Annotated in this window: 14 protein-coding genes; 4 read left to right on the top strand and 10 right to left on the bottom strand. The window is 55.0% G+C overall.

The features are described from left to right. The first annotated feature begins 39 nt into the window (after positions 1 to 39). Positions 40 to 564, top strand: coding sequence for a GNAT family N-acetyltransferase (locus tag BXP70_RS04905; protein ID WP_086592906.1), 525 nt, complete (start codon positions 40 to 42; stop codon positions 562 to 564). 96 nt (positions 565 to 660) lie between these two features. Here BXP70_RS04905 and BXP70_RS04900 read toward each other — a convergent pair whose 3' ends face one another. Together BXP70_RS04900 and BXP70_RS04895 are read right to left on the bottom strand one after the other, a co-directional pair. Continuing rightward, entirely contained in the window at positions 661 to 2247 is a 1587-nt protein-coding gene (locus tag BXP70_RS04900; RefSeq protein WP_086592905.1) for a RagB/SusD family nutrient uptake outer membrane protein, read from the bottom strand. Positions 2248 to 2343: 96 nt separating this feature from the next. Next, positions 2344 to 5433 carry a SusC/RagA family TonB-linked outer membrane protein gene (locus tag BXP70_RS04895; RefSeq protein ID WP_086592904.1) on the bottom strand — a complete coding sequence of 1030 codons (3090 nt, stop codon included), beginning with the start codon at positions 5431 to 5433 and terminating at the stop codon, positions 2344 to 2346. A 405-nt stretch (positions 5434 to 5838) separates the two neighbouring features. Between BXP70_RS04895 and kduD the strand changes: the two genes are divergently transcribed. Further along, positions 5839 to 6609: a 2-dehydro-3-deoxy-D-gluconate 5-dehydrogenase KduD gene (gene kduD, locus BXP70_RS04890; protein WP_086592903.1), complete on the top strand. Its 771-nt coding sequence runs from the start codon at positions 5839 to 5841 to the stop codon at positions 6607 to 6609. Positions 6610 to 6731: 122 nt separating this feature from the next. Then, a complete protein-coding gene (kduI, locus tag BXP70_RS04885) occupies positions 6732 to 7562 on the top strand; it encodes a 5-dehydro-4-deoxy-D-glucuronate isomerase (RefSeq protein WP_086592902.1) in 831 nt (276 codons plus the stop codon). 60 nt (positions 7563 to 7622) lie between these two features. Here the strand turns inward: kduI and BXP70_RS04880 are convergent, their stop codons facing one another. The 4 genes from BXP70_RS04880 to BXP70_RS04865 all read right to left on the bottom strand — a co-directional run bounded on the left by BXP70_RS04880 (position 7623) and on the right by BXP70_RS04865 (position 13107). Further along, positions 7623 to 9326, bottom strand: a complete 1704-nt coding sequence (locus BXP70_RS04880; RefSeq protein ID WP_086592901.1) for a GH39 family glycosyl hydrolase — start codon at positions 9324 to 9326, stop codon at positions 7623 to 7625. Between the two features lie 184 nt (positions 9327 to 9510). Further along, positions 9511 to 10251: a class I SAM-dependent methyltransferase gene (locus BXP70_RS04875; RefSeq protein WP_086592900.1), complete on the bottom strand. Its 741-nt coding sequence runs from the start codon at positions 10249 to 10251 to the stop codon at positions 9511 to 9513. Positions 10252 to 10867: 616 nt separating this feature from the next. Further along, positions 10868 to 11956, bottom strand: a complete 1089-nt coding sequence (locus BXP70_RS04870) for a mannose-1-phosphate guanylyltransferase (protein WP_086592899.1) — start codon at positions 11954 to 11956, stop codon at positions 10868 to 10870. Positions 11957 to 12129: 173 nt separating this feature from the next. After that, positions 12130 to 13107 carry a KpsF/GutQ family sugar-phosphate isomerase gene (locus BXP70_RS04865; protein ID WP_086592898.1) on the bottom strand — a complete coding sequence of 326 codons (978 nt, stop codon included), beginning with the start codon at positions 13105 to 13107 and terminating at the stop codon, positions 12130 to 12132. A 176-nt stretch (positions 13108 to 13283) separates the two neighbouring features. On the opposite strand from BXP70_RS04865, the gene recQ reads away from it, so the two are divergent. Next, positions 13284 to 15488: a DNA helicase RecQ gene (gene recQ, locus BXP70_RS04860; RefSeq protein ID WP_245849509.1), complete on the top strand. Its 2205-nt coding sequence runs from the start codon at positions 13284 to 13286 to the stop codon at positions 15486 to 15488. Between the two features lie 63 nt (positions 15489 to 15551). Here recQ and purN read toward each other — a convergent pair whose 3' ends face one another. The 4 genes from purN to BXP70_RS04840 all read right to left on the bottom strand — a co-directional run bounded on the left by purN (position 15552) and on the right by BXP70_RS04840 (position 18489). Further along, positions 15552 to 16238 (bottom strand): phosphoribosylglycinamide formyltransferase, encoded by a 687-nt coding sequence (gene purN, locus BXP70_RS04855; protein WP_086592897.1) that lies wholly within the window; start codon positions 16236 to 16238, stop codon positions 15552 to 15554. 24 nt (positions 16239 to 16262) lie between these two features. Next, complete coding sequence (locus BXP70_RS04850) at positions 16263 to 17189, bottom strand: glycosyltransferase family 2 protein (protein WP_086592896.1); 927 nt, start codon at positions 17187 to 17189, stop codon at positions 16263 to 16265. Then, positions 17182 to 17916: a WbqC family protein gene (locus BXP70_RS04845; protein WP_086592895.1), complete on the bottom strand. Its 735-nt coding sequence runs from the start codon at positions 17914 to 17916 to the stop codon at positions 17182 to 17184. Before BXP70_RS04845 ends, BXP70_RS04850 begins: the two co-directional genes overlap by 8 nt. A gap of 150 nt (positions 17917 to 18066) precedes the next feature. Continuing rightward, on the bottom strand, positions 18067 to 18489 hold the full coding sequence (locus tag BXP70_RS04840; protein ID WP_086592894.1) for a BrxA/BrxB family bacilliredoxin: 423 nt from the start codon (positions 18487 to 18489) through the stop codon (positions 18067 to 18069). Positions 18490 to 18557 lie beyond the last annotated feature (68 nt).

Below are 18557 nucleotides of genomic sequence, written 5' to 3'. Positions count from 1 at the left end.
GTTCGGCTTTGGCTACACTTAGCTGCTTCATTTACACGCATGTATACGTCTTTACAAATCGCGCCTGCTACCCCAGCTGACATTCCGGCGTTGGTGACCCTCGTCAATAGTGCTTACCGCGGCGAGGAGTCCCGCCAAGGGTGGACCACCGAAGCCGACTTGCTGGAAGGTATTCGGACGGATGCCGATTCCTTGCACGAGATGCTACAGACGCCCGCTGTTACCATTCTCAAGTGCACCGACAGCGCAGAACAATTGCTTGGGTGCGTGTACTTAAAACAAAAAGGGGATACGCTTTACCTAGGTATGCTTTCGGTAAAGCCGGGCTTGCAGACACAAGGCATTGGCAAGCAGCTACTGCAAGCAGGAGAAACGTATGCGAGGCACCAGCACTGCCGAAGGGTTACAATGACCGTGATTTCGGTGCGGCACGAGCTGATTGCCTGGTATGAGCGCCGCGGCTACCAGTTGACGGGCGCCACCGAGCCCTTTCCTACTTCGCCTAAGTTTGGCATCCCAAACCAGGTGCTCACATTCGTGGTGATGGAAAAGGCTCTTTCGTAGCACAAGCTTCTTCCACACAAAGCCCCGCACCTAGCTAGGTACGGGGCTTTGTTTTTAGGCACCAGCATCACGTCGCTAGCCTCTTACCTCACGGCCTTAATAGCCAGGATTTTGCGCCAAATTTCCGCTGTTGTTCAAATCAATAGACGTCTGCGGAATGGGTAGCAGCAGGTTCTTTTCAGTTAATCCCGTTACCGACGCACCGTTCAGTCGCAGCGTGCGCTCCACCAGCGTGCCCGTGCGCACCAAGGTAATGCGGCGCTGCTCCTCCCCGATCAGTTCGCGGGCGCGCTCATCCAGAATGAAATTCAGGTCGATCTGGCTGGCCGTTACTTGCGGAGCCTGCGCGCGGGTGCGCAGCATGTTGATGCTCGCGGCGGCTTCGGCTAGCTTGCCTTGCTTGAATTGGGCTTCGGCTAGCAACAGGTACGTTTCGCCCAAGCGCATCATCGTGATGTCCTTGATCGTGCCGAAGCCGAACGTATCACTGGGGTCGAACTGGTTCCACTTGGTGGTATAGGGCGTGATGTTGTAGATGGTATCCGAGCCTGCTAAGCCCGTCACGCGCTTGCCGTAAGTAGCGGGCATTGTGGCGTCGTTGTAGTAAAAGCGCCGCTTGAGGTTGTACTTGGAGTTGCGCATGTCTGGGCTAGTATACAGCCGGTAATCGACCCAGTTGCTGAGGCGCAGGCGACCTAGGCCCCGTCCGCCGAGCGAATCGGCCAGCGCCATTCCCTTGATGTTGTAATAGGCAGGCACCCACATGCGACGCTGCTGGGCGCTGGTGGTGCCACCCGGGACCAGTAGTTGTTGCTCAATTCCCCAGATCAGCTCCGTATTACCTTGGCTACGACGCTGGTTACCGATAATGAACATATCGGAGAAGTAGTCGCCCGGCTGATTGGAGCGCACCCCGTAGCGGGCCATAATGAGTTTGTACTGGTTGCTGCTAATCAGTGCTTGTAGCACCTGTTCGGCCAGCGCGTTCTGTTTGGTTCGCAAGTACACTTCACCGAGCAGGTGCTGCGCAGCACCGCGCGTGATACGGCCCGAAGCAGCACTACTGAGCTGGCTGGCTTGAAGAAGGCTTGGAATAGCCGTGGTTAGATCATTGATGATAAAGGCGTTGACATCGGCAACGGGCGTGCGGGTGAAGTCGGTGCGCGGCGAGGTCACGGGCGCATCCACTAGCGGCACGTCGCCCCAGAGCGTGACCAGGAAGTTGTAGGCGTAGGCGCGGAAGAACCTAGCCTCGGCGCTGATGCGGTTCTTGTAGCCCTGTCGCAGCGTGGCTGGCGCGGTGGCGGCCCCCTGAATAATCTGGTTGCAGTTGTTGATGGTGCGGTAGGCCCAGCTCCACATCACCGCGGCGGCCTGGTCCTGGGCGTTGAGCAGCGTGTAGTTGTAGTAGGGTATTTCAGCCCCTTGCACCTGGCCAGGAATAGCCACGTCGGTACCTTCCTGCATCATGCCGAGCAGGCCTTGCTCGTCGGAGCGGGTGTACTGCTCGCGCACCACGGACTGCAAGCCTGCCATGGATGATTCGAAGCCCAGCGAGTCTACAAGCACCGTTTGGGGCGTATAAAGCGAGGCGGGGTTTTCCTCCAGGTAATCTTTCTTACAAGAGCTCATAAACTGAGCCGTGACCAACAAGGCCGTAAAAGCTAACGCAAAACGTTTCATATGTCGAAGTGGGAAGTTTTATGAGCGGTTAGCAAGTAGCGCATGCCTGTCTGCTTTTAGCAAGACGAAAAAGCTAGGTGCTGACCGCTGAAAAAATTAGCGCAAGCCTAGGTTAAGGCCGAAAACGAACGTCCGCACGGTGGGGAAGTTAGGGTTCACACCCGAGCCCGGGCTGAACGACGTAGGCGCGTTGAGCAGGCTAGTCGGGTTGTCGATGTTGCCGGTGCCGTTACCAATGGTGTAGGTCTGCTCGGGGTCCCAGCCAACCCACTTGGTCCAGGTATACAGGTTGCGCCCGCTCACGTACACCGACAGCGAACCTAGCTTCAGCTTATCAATCAGCGCGGCCGGGAACGTGTAGTTGAGCGTCACGTCCTTGAGGCGCGTAAAGCTGCTGTTGCTGGGGAAAGCATATCCACGGGGGTTGATGTAGCTTAGGCTAGGGCGGTCTTGACTCTTGTTGTCAGCCGTCCAGTAGCCCACCTCCCGCGGGCTGTTGAGGCGCCCACCTAGGTCCAGGAAGTTCAGGTTGGGATTGTTCTTCAGGGCGCCTTGCACCGTTTGGATAAACACGCGCAAGCTCAAGCCTTTGTAGGTGAAGGTGTTCGTGATGCCACCTTGCCATTTGGCGTAGTTTGTACCTAGGTACTTGCGGTCGAGGGTCGTGATTTTGCCGTCGCCGTTGAGGTCAGCAAACTTCAGGTCACCGGGCTTGGAGCCGGGGTCCTGGGTGCTGGGGTCTTCGCCTTGCTGCCACACGCCGGTTTTCACATAGTCGTACACGGCCCCCAACGAGCGGCCAATGAAGAGGCGGTTGCCGATGTCGTCGGCGTTGGTGTAGCCTAGGCTCAGCAGGCGGTTGCGGTTGCCCGAGGCGTTCAGCGTAGTCTCCCAGGTGAAGTTGGAATTCTGCACGTTGGCCGTGGTCAGACTCAGTTCCAGGCCCCGGTTGCGCACCGAACCCACGTTATCCAAAATAGTGCTGTAGCCCGAAATGATCGGAATCTGACGGTTTAGCAGCAGGTCCTTGGTTTTGGCGTCGTAATATTCCACCGTACCGGTAACTCGGTTTTTCAGGAAACCAAAGTCCACGGCGTAGTTGGCGCTGGTGGTTTGCTCCCACTTCAACCGCGTATTACCGATTCGGTCGGCTCGCAGGCCCGTGGCTGCTACCCCACCGTAGGCGTATTGCAGCAGCGCGTCACCCGTGATAGTCTGGTAGGGATTAATCCCCTCGTTGCCAGTAGTACCGTACGAAAAGCGCAGCTTCAGCACGCTCACCCGGTCTTGGTCTTTCAAGAACGCCTCGTTGGCGATGTTCCATCCGAGGGCCACCGACGGGAAAACGGCGTACTTATCAGCGTCGATGCCGAACACCGACGAACCGTCGCGGCGGGCCGTAACCGTGAACAGGTAACGGCTGTCGTAGTTGTAGTTGAGGCGTCCCATCTGCGACACCAGCGTCCGACGCTCACTATAAGAGCTGATGGTAGGCGTGTTCGAGCCCGACCCGATGCTATTAAAACCAATCTGGTCGTTGATGAACCCAGTAGCCGTTTCGGTGGTCGTGAAATACCGGTTCTCCTGGGCGCTGTAGAGGGCCGTCAGGTCGAAGTGGTGCTTCCCGAAGGACCTGTTATAAAACAGCAGGTTTTCCACTGTGTAGTTCTGGCGCTCGTCGTTGATGAGCTGAGCCGTGCCGCGCAGGTCACCAAACTGACGACCGTTGTAGTTGGCAAAGCGCCCCGGACGGTATGAGTACGTCGCATTCACCCGATACTTTAGCCCTTCCACGAAGGTAGGCTCTACCTCGGCGTAGCCCGTGCCGGTGAGTTGGTTTACGCGGTCTTGGCGCTGCGTCGTAAGACCTAGCATGGCATTCTTGACCAATTGCTCCGGCGGCTGCGGATAGATTGTGTAGGTGCCATCGGGGTTGTAAACGCTGCCGTAGGGGCTCAGCACTTGCGCTAGGCTCAGGTCGGCGCGGCCTCCGTCGTCGTTAGAAGTAGAGTAAAAAGTCGACGTGCCCACGCGCAGCCAGTTAGTGAGCGTGGCATCGATGTTCGAACGCAGGCTAATGCGCTGAAATTGGTAGCCTTTGATGATGCCTTTTTGCTTGAAATAGTCACCTGACACGAAATACTTCACGTTCTCCGTACCGCCCGACATAGAAGCATTGTGGTCCTGAATAGATCCTTGCTGCTTGATCAGGTCCATCCAGTCGGTGGTGCGACCGTTGTTGTAGTTATCTAGCTCACCAGTGTTCGGCACGGGGGTGAGGTTGATGCCGCGCTGCCGGGTAAACTCCTGCCACTTGGTCGAAAAGGCCGGCCCGTCGAGCGGGTGGAGGTTGTATACCATGTACTCGGGCCCAGCGTAGCCGTTGTAGCGAATCTGGGGCTTGCCGGTTTTGCCGCGCTTGGTAGTCACCAGGATTACGCCGTTAGAGCCCCGCGTGCCGTAAATAGCCGTCGAAGAGGCGTCCTTCAGAATGTCGATGGAAGCAATGTCGTTGGGGTTGATGTCGTTGAGGTTGCCCGGAAAGGGCACCCCGTCCACTACCAAGTAGGGGTTGGTCCCGGCCGTAATGGAACGCACGCCCCGCACCTGGATGCTAGGTTGACTGCCCGGCACGCTCGATGCGGCAGTAATATTAACGCCCGCCACTGCGCCTTGCAGGGCCTGCGCCACGTTCGAAACCGGAATGCGCTCTAGGCGGTCCTGCGGCACCGAGGCCACAGAGCCCGTCACGTCGGAGCGCTTCTGGGTACCGTAGCCCACCACCACCACTTCGTTCAGGTCTTGCGTGTTCTGGGCTAGCTTGATGGAAAAGGTAGTTTGGGTACCCACCGCAATTTCCTGCTTCACGTAGCCAATAGAAGAAACGACCAACGTCGGGCTAGCTGTACCTGCCGGAATATCTAGAGTGAAGCGGCCGTTAGCATCGGTAGAAGTACCTAGGGTACTGCCCTTCAGTACTACTGTGGCGCCGGGCATGCCATTGCCTTTTTCATCAAGCACAGTACCCGTAATGGGCCCTTCAACAGCTAGCGCCTCGGTTACGGGCAACGTTGAATTCGCCCCCACTTTTTTGCCTTCTCCCGACGTCGTTGCGTGAACGGCTGCCGGGAGCATTACTTGCAGCGGCACCAGGGCCCCGCAGAAGAGTAACGTTTTTACCCTCATAAAATGAGAAATTAATGCCGGCATTGCACCGGACAAGTGGGAAATAAATAAGCAGGTGTGTGCTTCAGCCGAAAGAGGAACTGGGGTATCTTCTTTTTGGGTAAAGTAGAATGCATTATCCGAGCGGCTCCGCAATCGTTTCAGCAGCTTAAAAGTACAGGCGTCTGCCCCAAGCTAGCGGGGGGCTTTTGGTCAAAATGGGGGGTAAATTAAGCGGAGATTAGAAATAGCTCCTGTAGTAATCAAAGCTTTATAGAACATCAGCCTATTCCGGCAGCTCCCGCAAACCTATGCGGACGCATGTCTCCATTCCAGCTGCTAGGTACCCTTTCCTAAATAGCGGCCATGACGAGCAAGAAAAGCCGGCGCTGCTTACCTTAACGCCCGCTAACAAAAACGGACCTTATGAATACATCCCCCCTCTTCGACTTGACGGGTAAAATTGCGCTGGTGACTGGCTGCAACAAAGGCATCGGGCAAGGCATGGCACTGGGCCTAGCCGAAGCCGGCGCCGACATCATCGGGGTGTCGGCCTCCCTGGCCCTGAGCGGCAGCGAAACCGAACAAGCCGTGCGTGCCCTAGGTCGAAACTTCACCGCCTATCAAGCCGACTTCAGCAAGCGTGACCAAGTCGATGCGTTTATTCAGAAGGTACAGCAGGACTTCCCACGCATCGACATCCTCATCAACAACGCCGGCACCATCCGCCGGGCCCCCGCCGCCGAGCACTCCGACACCGATTGGGACGAGGTACTCACCATCAACCTCGATACGCCTTTCCGCTTAGCTCGTGCCATCGGTGGGCAGATGCTGGCGCAAGGGTCGGGCAAAATCATCTTCACGGCGTCGCTGCTCACCTTCCAGGGTGGCATCACGGTGCCGGGCTACGCGGCCAGCAAAGGCGCTATCGGTAGCTTGGTGAAGGCGCTGGCCAACGAGTGGGCTGGCAAAGGGGTGAATGTGAATGCTATTGCTCCCGGCTACATTGCCACCGACAACACCACCGCTTTGCGCAACGACCCCGAGCGCAGCCAGAGCATCCTAGGTCGCATCCCGGCCGGGCGCTGGGGCACCGCCGACGATTTCAAAGGGCCAACGGTCTTCTTAGCTTCCAAAGCCGGCGACTACGTACACGGCACCATCCTGACCGTCGACGGCGGCTGGATGGGACGATAAAGAAATGTTGCGTGCTGGGGTTTGTGTGCTGAGTTGTTCAGAGTCAGAATTCAACTAATTAACATCCACTACCTAGCATTCAACATTCAACCATCAACGCTTACCATTCAACACTCCACGTTATGATTCAATACTATGCCTGCAGCCCGCGCGAAACTGCGGCCATGAATACGGCGGAACTGCGCAGCCACTTTCTAGTAGAAACGGTTTTCGTACCCGGCGATATTCACTTCGTTTATACCCATTACGACCGCATGATGGTGGGCGGCGCCGCCCCACTCGCGGAGCCCGTAACCCTGCCTTGCCCCGCCGAACTGCGAGCTAACTTCTTCCTGGAGCGCCGGGAGCTAGGTGCCCTGAATATCGGCGGCGCGGGCCAGATTGTGGTTGATGGCCAAACGTACGACCTAGGTACCCAAGACTGCCTCTACATCGGCAAAGGCTGCCGCGAGGTGCAGTTCAGCAGCGCAGATGCCGCCAACCCGGCGAAGTACTACCTGCTCTCGGCACCGGCGCACAAAGAATATCCTACCACTCGCCGCACGCAAGCCGAGGCAACGCCCGTCGAACTGGGCACCATGGAAACTGCCAACCAGCGCACCATCTACAAGTACATCTACAACGAAGGCATTCCGAGCTGCCAGCTCGTGATGGGCCTCACCCAGCTCAAGCCCGGCAGCGTGTGGAACACCATGCCGAGCCACGTGCACGACCGGCGCATGGAGGCGTACTTGTACTTCAACCTGCCCGAGAATCAGCGCGTGCTGCACATGATGGGGCAGCCGCAGGAAACTCGTCCGCTTTGGATCAGCAACGAACAAGCGATTCTGTCGCCGCCGTGGTCGATTCACACGGGTTGCGGCACGAGCAACTACGCCTTCATTTGGGGCATGGCCGGCGAAAACCTAGAGTATACCGACATGGACCCCGTGGGCATCTATGACCTAAGCTAGCTCTTGCGTATCCTCTTTGTTGTTTCGACAAGGCCAGTAGTCTCCTACTGGCCTTGTTATTTACCAGTCCACTTTGAGCAACGACACCCCTTGTCGCGGCAACAGCATGCTCATGGCCAGGGAGCCACCTTTCACCTGCTGCTTGGTAGGCTTAGCTAGCATCTGTAGTTGGCCGGCTTTTTCCAACGCCGCAATCTGAGCCGCAGTTGGCTGGGCCGGTGAGCCCATCTTTTTCCACGCTTCGTACGAGTTGCTGTGCTCGTTGTCGATGCGGTAATGCGTTACGGTGACTGCGCCAGCCGGTAGCCCTTGTAAGTACACTTGCACCGGCTCGCCGGGGCTGGTTTGGTTGGCGTCGTGGTAGTTCCAAACCAGTACGGTGGCGGTGCGCTGGTCTTTGGCTGCTAGGGCCCCAATATCCGTCCGAGCCCGCACGCTGGAATCGAGCACCGTTTGCAGCGGGTACATGCGCGGGCTTTGCACCGTGATGCGGTTGCCCTTCATCATCCCAAACATGCGAAACACGTTCAGTACCGGCTTATCCACGCCGTTGGTAGCTAGGTCCCGGAAACCCGCAAACCACGGCTGGTTCTCAAATTCAAAGGACCAGTTGGTTGACCCAATAAGGTTGGCTTGGTACGAATCCATTAGTGCGTATTCGCGCGCCAAAGAGGCAGCCGTGTAGCTCGAATACATGGTGCCGTTGCGATACGCATTTTCCGGATTGGTTTGCATACCGCAGGCTGCGCAGCCTTCCGGGTCCGATTCGCCGAGGATAATAGGCAGGCTCTTCAGTTGCGGATACTTGGCCAAGATTTTAAAGTGGCCATCGATGTTGCGCAGCTGCTGGCGCACGTCCATCACGACTACCCCATTCACCAGCTTCGGGGCGCCTTTGGCGTGAAACAGCACCGCATCCAGCGGCGAACCGATCTTGCCGGTCGCGTAGTTGGTTTCCTCCGTGCAGTGCTTGAGGAAGGCATCGAGGTATTTCTGCGCGCCGCCGGTCACGTTTGGTCCGCCAATATGGGCAGTAGGTAGGGCGCGCTTCACGCCATCGGCGGCGTAGTCATACAGCTTGAAGAACTCTGCTTGTGTGCCTTTCCAGTAGAAGCCATCGGGCTCGTTCCATACTTCCCAGTACCAGCTTTCTACTTCTTTTTGCCCGTAGCGCTGCACGCAATGGCGCACCCACTGGTAGGCTAGCTCGCCCCACTTCTGGTAATCTTTCGGCGGATAGGCCCATCCGGTAATAATGTTTTGGTACGGCTGACCCGGTTGCCAGTAATGCCGGTACGGCGTTGGGTGCGTCGACATGGCCTCGGGCATAAACCCTAGCTGCGCCAAGGGCTTCATTCCGCGCTTCACATAGGTATCAAAAATGCTGTCGACCAGCGCCCAATCGTAATGCGGGCGTCCTTCTGCGTCCTCGGTGTACACGTTGGTAGAGCCCCATTTCATGGCGGCCTCCCCATTGCCAGACGTCAGTAGGTTGTGGGCGCGCACGTACACCGGCACCGGACTGAGCTGACTGATTTCGGTGAGCAGTTTCCGCCCATCTTTCATGTAGGTGTAGTTCGGCTCGTCGTAGCCAAACCACGCCCAAATGGGCTTCATGGGACCTAGCTCCTGCTGCAAGTTCACTTCTATCCGAACCGGCTTACCTTGCGGGGCGGCCTGTCCCCAGCTTTCAAATCCGACAACCAGCAACGAGAAAAACAGCACCAATGGCTGCCACGAGAAGCACCTAGCTTTCAGCGTCATAATATCAGAAAGCTTGCCTTGTGAAGGGGTGAGATGGTCGGTTGGCGCGGAAAGGCAAGCGCTTAAAGCTACCTGATTCTTCAATATCCGCAAGCCAAGGCGCTACGAAGGCTCTTTGTTCTGCGCCTTAAGCCCCAATTACGATCACGCGCCGTTCGCAAGACCTAGGTGTCAGCAGCTACACTTAGCCGCCCTTCTGGGCCACCACCAACATATTCTGCGACAAAATGAAGCGTTTGTGCCCGGTTTCCGCCATCAGGAGCAGGCGGTGCGGCGCCGTCAGAACGCCCCACAACACGCGGCGGACAAACGACAAAATTCCGTGTACTACGGGCTTATCCTCTGAATAGGTGACTTTGGAGAACCCAATCGTTTTTAGCAGCTGCCGAATGGAAGTGGGCGTAAAGGCTTGCTCATGCGTCAGGTCGCCGTAGCGGATGCGCATTCCGTAAAGCCCTTCGGCATTCGGCACGTGGATAATTAACCGACCGCCCTTATTCAGCTTGCTAAAAATGCTGTCGAGCAGCTCGAATGTCCCCTCCAGTGGCAAGTGCTCCAGAATATCTATCAGCAGCACCACGTCGGCTGCTTCTTGGTCGCGGGACAAGAACTCATCGATGTTGCCGCGCTGCACCTCTTCTACTCCCAGCTGATGGGCTAGCTCTACCTGCTCGGCCGAAGTATCTACGCCGATCAGATTGTGGTAGCCCTGCTGCTTCAAGAAATACAGGTGGGCACCGTGGCCACACCCTAGGTCGATGATGCGCAGATTGCGGTCGGAAGGAATATATTCTTTGATGAGCTGTGTGATGTATGGGCCGTTGCCGTCAAAGAGCTTCTTGCCGTCTTTCAGCTGGTTCATTACGGCTCCTCCTCCTTGCTCGCTACTCACGTAAACTTCGTACAGTCTGTCTTTGAAATTCATGGGGCTCTGCTGGTATGGTAGTAGGATCAGGGATGTGCTTGCGACTCGTGGTAGTTACCAACCCAGGACGCGGGCGTAAGTAGTAACGCGTGCGGCACGTGCTGCTAGCAGTGGGTAGTGCACGCACATTTCTCACCGGCTGATAACTCCGGTGACAAGGGACAAACGCGAACCAATAGGTGTGGAAAGGAGGCTCCGTAAGGCACGCTTACAAAAGCGCTCCGCGGATGGGTAAACACTTCTGCTCCTGGCCCAACAATTACGTTGTTCGGCTCGACAGCAAAATGTAGAAGCGGATAAACTTGTTGTTCAGACCTCTATTAAGTCAGGAGCAACAAATTTTATAAAACGTTAAGGCTAGCTTAACGGCAACTCAACAGCACAAGAAGAGGCATGTGCTCCTCTATAGTTCTTAACAATAATACAGCACATTGTTTAGTAAAATGTTAAAATTCAATTAATAACAAAAATATATTTCCAATAACTACCTTTAATTGCATGGCTAGGTCAGTAGCTCCTCCGGGAAATAATTTCCCGCAAAAAATAAATCCCCGAAATATTTGTTGCCAAATACTTCGGGGAAATAGATGCCTAGCGCCTTGGGCTAGTACCTAGGTTAGTTGTAGCCGTGGCCTTTCTTAGCTTTCACGTCGGCTACGAATTCCTTCACGCGTTGCTCTTCGGTGCGCTTGCAAATTAGGAGCACATTGTCGTACTCTGCAACGATGTAGCCGTCAAGGCCTTGCACTACCACCAAACGCTCAGAAGGCGTCTTGATCACGCATTCGCAGGTATCGTAGAGAATCACATCCCCATCGACAACGTTGTTGCACTCGTCGGGGCGGCCAATGCGGTGCAGAGAATCCCAGGTACCTAGGTCGCTCCAGCCAAAATCGGCGGGCAGCACGTACACGTTGTCCGCCTTCTCCATGATGCCGTAGTCGATGCTGATGTTGCGGCAGCGCGTGTAGGCCTGAGTAATGAAGTCTTCTTCCTGGGGCGTGCCGAGCTGGGCCAAACCATCGTCGAACACTTCAGAAATATCGCTCAGGTAGCTGTGGAAAGCCTGCACAATCACGTCGGCCCGCCACACGAACAAGCCTGAGTTCCAGAGGAAGTCACCGCTTTCCACGAACATCTTGGCTAGCTCCAAATTGGGCTTCTCGGTGAAGGTCTTCACCTTTTTCAGCCCGCCGGGCATACCGCTATCGTCTTGGTCGAGGTACTGAATGTAGCCGTAGCCAGTGTCGGGGCGAGCAGGCTTGATACCTAGGGTAATCAGCACTTCATGGGTACGCGCAGCATCCACGGCGCGGGTGATGGTGCTGCGGAATTCTTCTTCGCGCAATACGGCATGGTCGGCGGGCGTCACGATGATCACCGCTTGGGGGTCGCGCTGCATGATGCGGTAGCTCGCATACGCAATGCAAGGCGCCGTATTGCGACCGATAGGCTCACCCAAGATTTGATCGAGTGGCAACTCGGGAAGGTGCTGATGCACCAGTTCCGTGTAATCACGGTTTGTCACCACAAACACATTCTCGGGCGGGCAAACGCCCTGAAAGCGGTCGACGGTGAGTTGTAGCATTGAGCGCCCCACGCCCATCACATCGTGAAATTGCTTGGGGTGATTGGTGCGGCTAAAGGGCCAAAAGCGGCTACCGATGCCGCCGGCCATTACCACGAGGTAGGTGTTCTGTTCCATAGTTCTAAAAAGGTCCGAGACCCTGGTCATGCAAAGCCTTATGTCTTAAAGAAAGCAAATATGCTATATTTCCCATTGATAATGCAGTTACCCCAACATTATCTTTTGTGTTTTGACAACAACACGTTGGATTACAAGCAGGCAACCTAGGAGGTTTTCGCGGGCAATCCAAGCTATACTATTCCTTCGCGCAACAAATCGTGCAGGTGAATGAAACCACAAAACTGCTCATTTTCAGTGACAATGAGCTGCGTGATGTTGCGCTGCTGCATACGAACGAGCGCTTCTACCGCAAAATCGTCCAGATCAATGGTTGCCGGCTTAGGGGTCATGATGTCGCTGGCGCGTATGTCGTCGAGACGGGCAAAGTTAGTGAGCATCCGTCGTAAGTCGCCATCGGTAATGATTCCGAGCAAGGAGTCATCATCGGGGTCAAGCACAGCAGTAGCCCCTAGTCGCTTCCCCGATATTTCCAGAATAATCTCCTTTAAGGGCGCCTCCACTGACACGCGCGGCTTTTCATTCTGGCGACTTAAGTCGCCTACCTTCAAATAAAGCTTCTTGCCTAAGGTGCCCCCAGGGTGCAAGTGCGCGAAATCGGAGCTACTAAACTGCCGGGCTTCCAGCAAGCAAACGGCGAGGGCATCGCCGAGGGCCAGCGCGGCGGTGGTGCTGGTAGTTGGGGCTAGGTTGTGCGGGCACGCCTCGCGCTCTACGGGAGCGTGCAGCACGTAGTCGGCTTGCGTGGCGAGGTAAGAATTCGCATTGGAAACCAGCGCAGCCAGCAAAACGCCTCTGCGGCGCAGCAGGGGCACAAGCACTTTAATCTCGGCCGTATCGCCGCTCTTGCTGATAGCAAGAACGAAGTCCTCCGGCTGAATCATACCTAGGTCGCCATGAATAGCCTCGGCGGCATGCATGAAGAGGGCAGGCGTGCCGGTGGAATTGAGCGTGGCTACGATCTTGCCGGCAATATGGGCGCTTTTCCCCACGCCCGTTACCACCACACGACCGCGCAAAGCCAGAATGGCCTCTACACATTGTGCAAAATCGGGGGTCTGCTCTATAGCGTCGGCTACACCGCGAATTGCTTCAGCCTCCTGCAGAAGCACTTTTTTTGCAACGGAGTTGATATCGTTCTGCTGTTTCAATCTAAATTTGATATCGATTAGCAGGTAAGAAGCCTTGAACGACCAGCGTGGTTTTCGGTGCAACACCTTGATTTTTTACCTGCCAGTCAGTATTCACTACCATTAAAATTCCTAGATTGAGAGTTCAACCCTTTGTGGTTGCGACTCTCTTCTACAACCCAATTGAGTAAGCGAGGATGTCTACGCCAGCCGTAAAAAATGCCGTTATGCCAACGGCTGATCTGAAGGGCAAGTTAAAGGAAGTTTTTGGGTACGGCCAGTTCAGGGGCACTCAGGAAGCCGTGATTCAGAATGTTATTGAGGGCAACAACACCTTCGTCATCATGCCTACTGGCGCAGGCAAGTCGCTGTGCTACCAGCTTCCAGCGCTTGTATTGCCCGGCACGGCCATCGTGATTTCGCCGCTGATTGCCCTGATGAAAAACCAGGTTGACCAGCTCAATGCTTTCGGAGTGAATGCGCAGTTTTTGAACTCGACCTTGTCGAAATCAGAAACCAACAAAGTGAAGCGGGACGTGATTAGCGGCGAAGTAAAGCTGCTCTACGTGGCGCCCGAATCCTTGACCAAGGACGAGACCATCGACTTCTTACAAAAAGCGAGCATCTCGTTTGTTGCTATCGACGAGGCACACTGCATCTCGGAATGGGGCCACGATTTCCGCCCCGAGTACCGCAAAATTCGCGGCATCATTGATAATATCGGGCCCAACGTGCCTATTATTGCCCTCACCGCCACGGCCACGCCCAAAGTGCAGCTGGATATCCAGAAGAACCTGCAAATGGACGACGCCTCAGTTTTTAAAACGTCTTTCAACCGGACTAACCTCTACTACGAAGTTCGCCCTAAGCACAATACCAAAAAGCAGCTGATTCAATATGTGAAGCAGCACAAGAACAAAGCGGGTATTGTGTACTGCTTGAGCCGTAAAAAGGTGGAGGAAATTGCGGAGCTGCTGCGCGTAAACGACGTGAAGGCCCTCCCCTACCACGCCGGCCTCGACCCGCACGTGCGCATGGCCAACCAAGACGCCTTCCTCAACGAGGAGGCCGACGTGATTGTGGCGACCATCGCCTTCGGGATGGGTATTGATAAGCCCGACGTGCGCTTCGTGGTGCACTACGACACCCCCAAAAGCATCGAGGGCTATTACCAGGAAACCGGCCGTGGTGGCCGCGACGGTTTGGAAGGCAACTGCCTGATGTTCTACAGCTACGACGACATCGTAAAGCTGGAGAAGTTCAACAAAGACAAGCCCGTCACGGAGCGCGACAACGGCAAGCTGCTGTTGCAGGAAATGGCTAACTACGCCGATTCGGCCGTGTGCCGCCGCAAGCAGCTGCTACACTACTTCGGCGAAATCTTCGAGAAGGACTGCGGCTTCTGCGACAACTGCCGCCATCCGAAGGAGCGTTTCGAAGGCAAAGAGGAAGTATTGCTAGCGTTGAAAGCCGTTGTGCAAACCGAGGAGCGTTTCGGCCTCGACCACATCGGCACAGTGCTAATGGGCATGAACAATGCCCACGTGGAAAGCTATGGTCACAACAGCTTGCCCGTGTATGGCGAAGGCAAAGACCATGATGCCCAGTTTTGGCATTCACTTCTGCGTCAGGCGCTGCTCAATGGCTTTTTAGAAAAAGACATCGAGAACTTCGGTATTGTAAAGATCTCGCAAAAGGGCCTTGACTTCATTGAAAGCCCACACTCCATCAAGCTCACCAAAGACCACAACTTCGACGAGGAGGTACAACAGGAGCAAGAGCAGGAAGAGGTACAGCAAGCCGCCGGCCACGACGAAACGCTGTTCGAAATGCTGAAGGCACTGCGTAAGAAGATTGCTCAGCAAAAGAGCCTACCGCCCTACGTGCTGTTCCAGGATCCGTCGCTGAAGGAAATGGCCACCACCTTCCCCACGAAGATGGACGACCTTTCCCACATTGGCGGCGTGGGTCAAGGCAAAGCGCAGAAGTTTGGCGCACCGTTCTTGGCGCTGATTCAGAAGTACGTGGAGGAAAACGACATTGTCACGGCCGCCGACGTAGTGGTGAAATCGGCCGTCAATAAGTCAAAAATCAAGATTTACATCATTCAACAGATCGACAAGAAGATGGATTTGGAGGAAATTGCTTCTTCCAAAGGCATTGACATGCGCGAGCTGATTGAAGAGATTGAGCACATCTGCTACTCCGGTACCAAGCTCAACCTCGATTACTACATCGATGGCGTGCTGGACGAAGAACGCCAAGAAGAAATCTACGACTACTTCATGCAGGCCACTACCGACAATATTGCGGTAGCGCTTAAAGAGCTAGGTCCGGACGACTACACAGAGGAGGATATTCGCCTGATGCGCATCAAATTTTTGAGCGAAGTAGCTAACTAAGCTTTTGACCATAAGCTATCTACTAGCCCCGTCAGCTAGGTCCGGCGGACCTAGCTGACGGGGCTAGCTGTTTTTAACGGCTTCCCAAAACTCCTCGTCCAGCACGGCGGGTTCAAAACTGAGCGGGGGAGCGAAAAACAAGACGCTATGCTGGTACTTAACACTAGCTGCTTCGCGCGCAGTAGTCCCTAGTTTCCGGTGGATTCCATCGAGCAAGACTAGCCCGGCCGCCCGAAACACCAGATTTTCGACTTGCTCCAGCGGTTCGGCATCCCAGTCGACAGCTAGCCCGGCCTGGCTCATAATGCGGCCACTATCTACCGCTTCTTCTACCTCGTGGCAAGTAGCCCCAACGATACCGGCGTTAAGTTGTCGCGCGTGGCGTAACGTTTCCATGCCTATATAGCCCTTGAAAGCGGGCAACAGCGAATAGTGCAGGTTGATAACCCTCCCCGGGAAAAGGGCGAGGGTTTCGGGGTCAATAATCTTATGAATGTTCGTAACTACAAAGTCCGGCTGACTTTGTACTAGCGCAGTTTGCAGCGCTAGGGGTGCGCTTTGCGTGTAGGCAACTTGCGTGCACGCTAGCTGGTGCTGCTGCGCGAAGCGCAAGGCGCCACAGTCCCGATCGGCTAGCACCAGACAGATTTCCCAAGGTAGTTGCAACACCTCAATAGCCCTTGCCACTACCTTTAGAGAGCCACCATTTCCTGATACTAAGAAGGCAATGCGATGCTTTTGCGTGGGCATAGTTGTGTGGCGGATGGCAAGACGCTAGAGCAATTTTTTCCGCTCGATGAAGTTAGGCCGCCGTGTCGTCTTCAGGTTGATACGGTGAGTATATTCGCCCAAGATGCCCATACCTAGCAGAAGCAAGCCCACTCCGAAGCCAATCGAAATAATAAGCGAGGGGAAACCTAGCAAAAAATCATTGTACATAAACTTGCGCACCAGCACGTAGATTGAGTAAGCGCTGGTGAGCAAGAACACAACTACTGACGTGACGGACAGCAAACGAATAGGCAGATCGGAGAACGTGGCAAAGATGTTAATGGAATGCGCCACCAGCTTGCCTACGGTGTAAGCGCTTTTCCCCACCGTGCGCTCCTGGTGAACCACTGGCACGCTCGCAACGTGGTTGGTTACCCAGGTCAGGTATCCGTCGAGGAAGGTATAGGAATTGCGCATCGTCAGGCACTGCCGCGCTACCTCCGCTTTGATCAGGCGAAATGCTGAATAGTCGGGATGCAAATCCGGAATACCGAGGCGCAACAGGCGTCCCATCGCCCGCGACGTAATGTTGCGAAAGGTCGAATGCTGCAAGGTTTCATACTTGCCGTACACCACGTCGTAGTCGGCCTCGGCTTGGCGGTGGAGTAGGCGCGCAATATCGGCGGGGCGGTGCTGCAAGTCCTCATCCATGGTGATAATGAAACGGCCGCGCGCATGCCCAAAGCCACAGAGCAAGGCATTATGCTGCCCAAAATTGCGCGACAGCTGCACTGCCTTAATTATGTCGTTACCTAGCTCCGTGCGTAAGGTTTGAATTACTTGCCAAGAGTTGTCTGGCCCTCCATCGCATACAAAAATGATTTCGAAAGCCTGACCTAGCTCTCGAAAGCACGCCTGAAGTTGTAAGGTGAGCGGCCGTATCGTCGCCTCTCCCTGGTACACCGGGACAACAACCGAGTATTCAGGCATGCTTGTGCAGGTTGGAAGTAGTTTTCAGAAAGGCAGCCGCCTGGCTTCCTTCGTTGAACAGCAAATCGACAATGGACACGCCGTGCTCAAAAGGGGGACTGTGCAGTTGACGATAGGTGGGGTAGTTTTCGTAATTCATCCAGTGCAGCGCGATATTCGCTTCAGCAAACTGCCTTGTATCTAGATAGTTGTGGGCCGCTGGACCAGTAAGATATTCCGTGCCGCCCGCTGCTTGCACCAAGCGCACTAGGCGTTCCGTCTTATTCAATCCAGCCGGCAAGCTGTAGTCGGTCGACCACGAAAGCTTGGTGCGAATGTCTAGCACCTGGCAAATGGCGCGGATGAAGGCTACGTTTATTTCCGATAAGTAAACAGTTGATAAGCTTGTGTATAGCTCTTCGAACTGCGCTTTGTATACGTGGAAGTTTGCGGCACGGGCATAGGTTTGGGCCAACGTGCGCCAGTGCTTTACCGCCCAGTTGCGGTCAGATACAATGGTGTCATCGATGCGTTGCGACTCGCGCTCCTGCTGCACCACGGGGATAGTCAGCCAAGCTAGGCCTTGCGCCGTTTTGATGTAATTCCGATTGCGCCAATCACGCCTCGTGTACTGCACTTCATCGTAGAAAATAAACTCATCTACGGCCCCGATGATGTCGAAGTAGCCTTTCCACGGAATGTAATTCGATTGTAGAATAGCAACCTTCTTAGCGGGCGGAGCAATCATGAACGAGCAGCGTAATGGAAAGCGTCTTGGTAAGCAGATCCCTAAAGTAAGCGACAAAAGCTAGCTAACCGGACAAACAAAACCCGCGGTTTGCGGCCGCGGGTTTTGTTTGTCGATGGCGTTGCGCAGCTGCGCAGGATTGCAATATACTTAGCAGTACTCCTCGAAAGCGCCCTGCAAGTTATTGGCAATTCGCATCATATCGTTGCCTTCAATGTGGTAACGCTCAATCATATGCACCAGCTCGCCATCTTTGAATAGCGCAATGCTAGGTGAAGACGGAGGATAAGGCAACATATGCTCACGCGCCTTGGCAACCGCTTCGGTTTCCATGCCCGCAAAAACAGTTACGAGTTTAGCAGGCTTCTTATCGGAGCTAGCCAACGCCAGTTTCAGCGCCGGGCGAGCTTTGCCAGCTGCGCAGCCGCATACAGAGTTGACAGCAATGAGAACAGTGCCGCTTTGCTGGGTTAAGGCATTGTCGACTTCTTCAGGAGTCATGAGTTGCTCGAAACCGGCTTCGACTAGGTCTTGCCGGATGGGCGCTACCATATATTCAGGATAGGTGGCCATAATGAGGTGCAAACTTTAAAGTGAGAAAAGTGCAGTACACAAAGATACGGCATTCACTCTACTAAACC

The organism is Hymenobacter crusticola (assembly GCF_002154225.1).
Lineage (GTDB): Bacteria > Bacteroidota > Bacteroidia > Cytophagales > Hymenobacteraceae > Hymenobacter > Hymenobacter crusticola.
This window is presented reverse-complemented; position numbering and strand designations above follow the sequence as displayed.

Excerpts from the sequence above, each read along its gene's own strand:
- BXP70_RS04895 (WP_086592904.1), bottom strand. The coding sequence starts at position 5,433 with ATGAGGGTAAAAACGTTACTCTTCTGCGGGGCCCTGGTGCCGCTGCAA.
- BXP70_RS04870 (WP_086592899.1), bottom strand. The coding sequence starts at position 11,956 with ATGGAACAGAACACCTACCTCGTGGTAATGGCCGGCGGCATCGGTAGC.
- BXP70_RS04875 (WP_086592900.1), bottom strand. The coding sequence starts at position 10,251 with ATGAATTTCAAAGACAGACTGTACGAAGTTTACGTGAGTAGCGAGCAA.
- BXP70_RS04880 (WP_086592901.1), bottom strand. The coding sequence starts at position 9,326 with ATGACGCTGAAAGCTAGGTGCTTCTCGTGGCAGCCATTGGTGCTGTTT.
- purN (WP_086592897.1), bottom strand. The coding sequence starts at position 16,238 with ATGCCCACGCAAAAGCATCGCATTGCCTTCTTAGTATCAGGAAATGGT.
- kduD (WP_086592903.1), top strand. The coding sequence starts at position 5,839 with ATGAATACATCCCCCCTCTTCGACTTGACGGGTAAAATTGCGCTGGTG.
- BXP70_RS04840 (WP_086592894.1), bottom strand. The coding sequence starts at position 18,489 with ATGGCCACCTATCCTGAATATATGGTAGCGCCCATCCGGCAAGACCTA.
- BXP70_RS04905 (WP_086592906.1), top strand. The coding sequence starts at position 40 with ATGTATACGTCTTTACAAATCGCGCCTGCTACCCCAGCTGACATTCCG.
- BXP70_RS04900 (WP_086592905.1), bottom strand. The coding sequence starts at position 2,247 with ATGAAACGTTTTGCGTTAGCTTTTACGGCCTTGTTGGTCACGGCTCAG.
- BXP70_RS04850 (WP_086592896.1), bottom strand. The coding sequence starts at position 17,189 with ATGCCTGAATACTCGGTTGTTGTCCCGGTGTACCAGGGAGAGGCGACG.
- kduI (WP_086592902.1), top strand. The coding sequence starts at position 6,732 with ATGATTCAATACTATGCCTGCAGCCCGCGCGAAACTGCGGCCATGAAT.
- BXP70_RS04845 (WP_086592895.1), bottom strand. The coding sequence starts at position 17,916 with ATGATTGCTCCGCCCGCTAAGAAGGTTGCTATTCTACAATCGAATTAC.
- recQ (WP_245849509.1), top strand. The coding sequence starts at position 13,284 with ATGTCTACGCCAGCCGTAAAAAATGCCGTTATGCCAACGGCTGATCTG.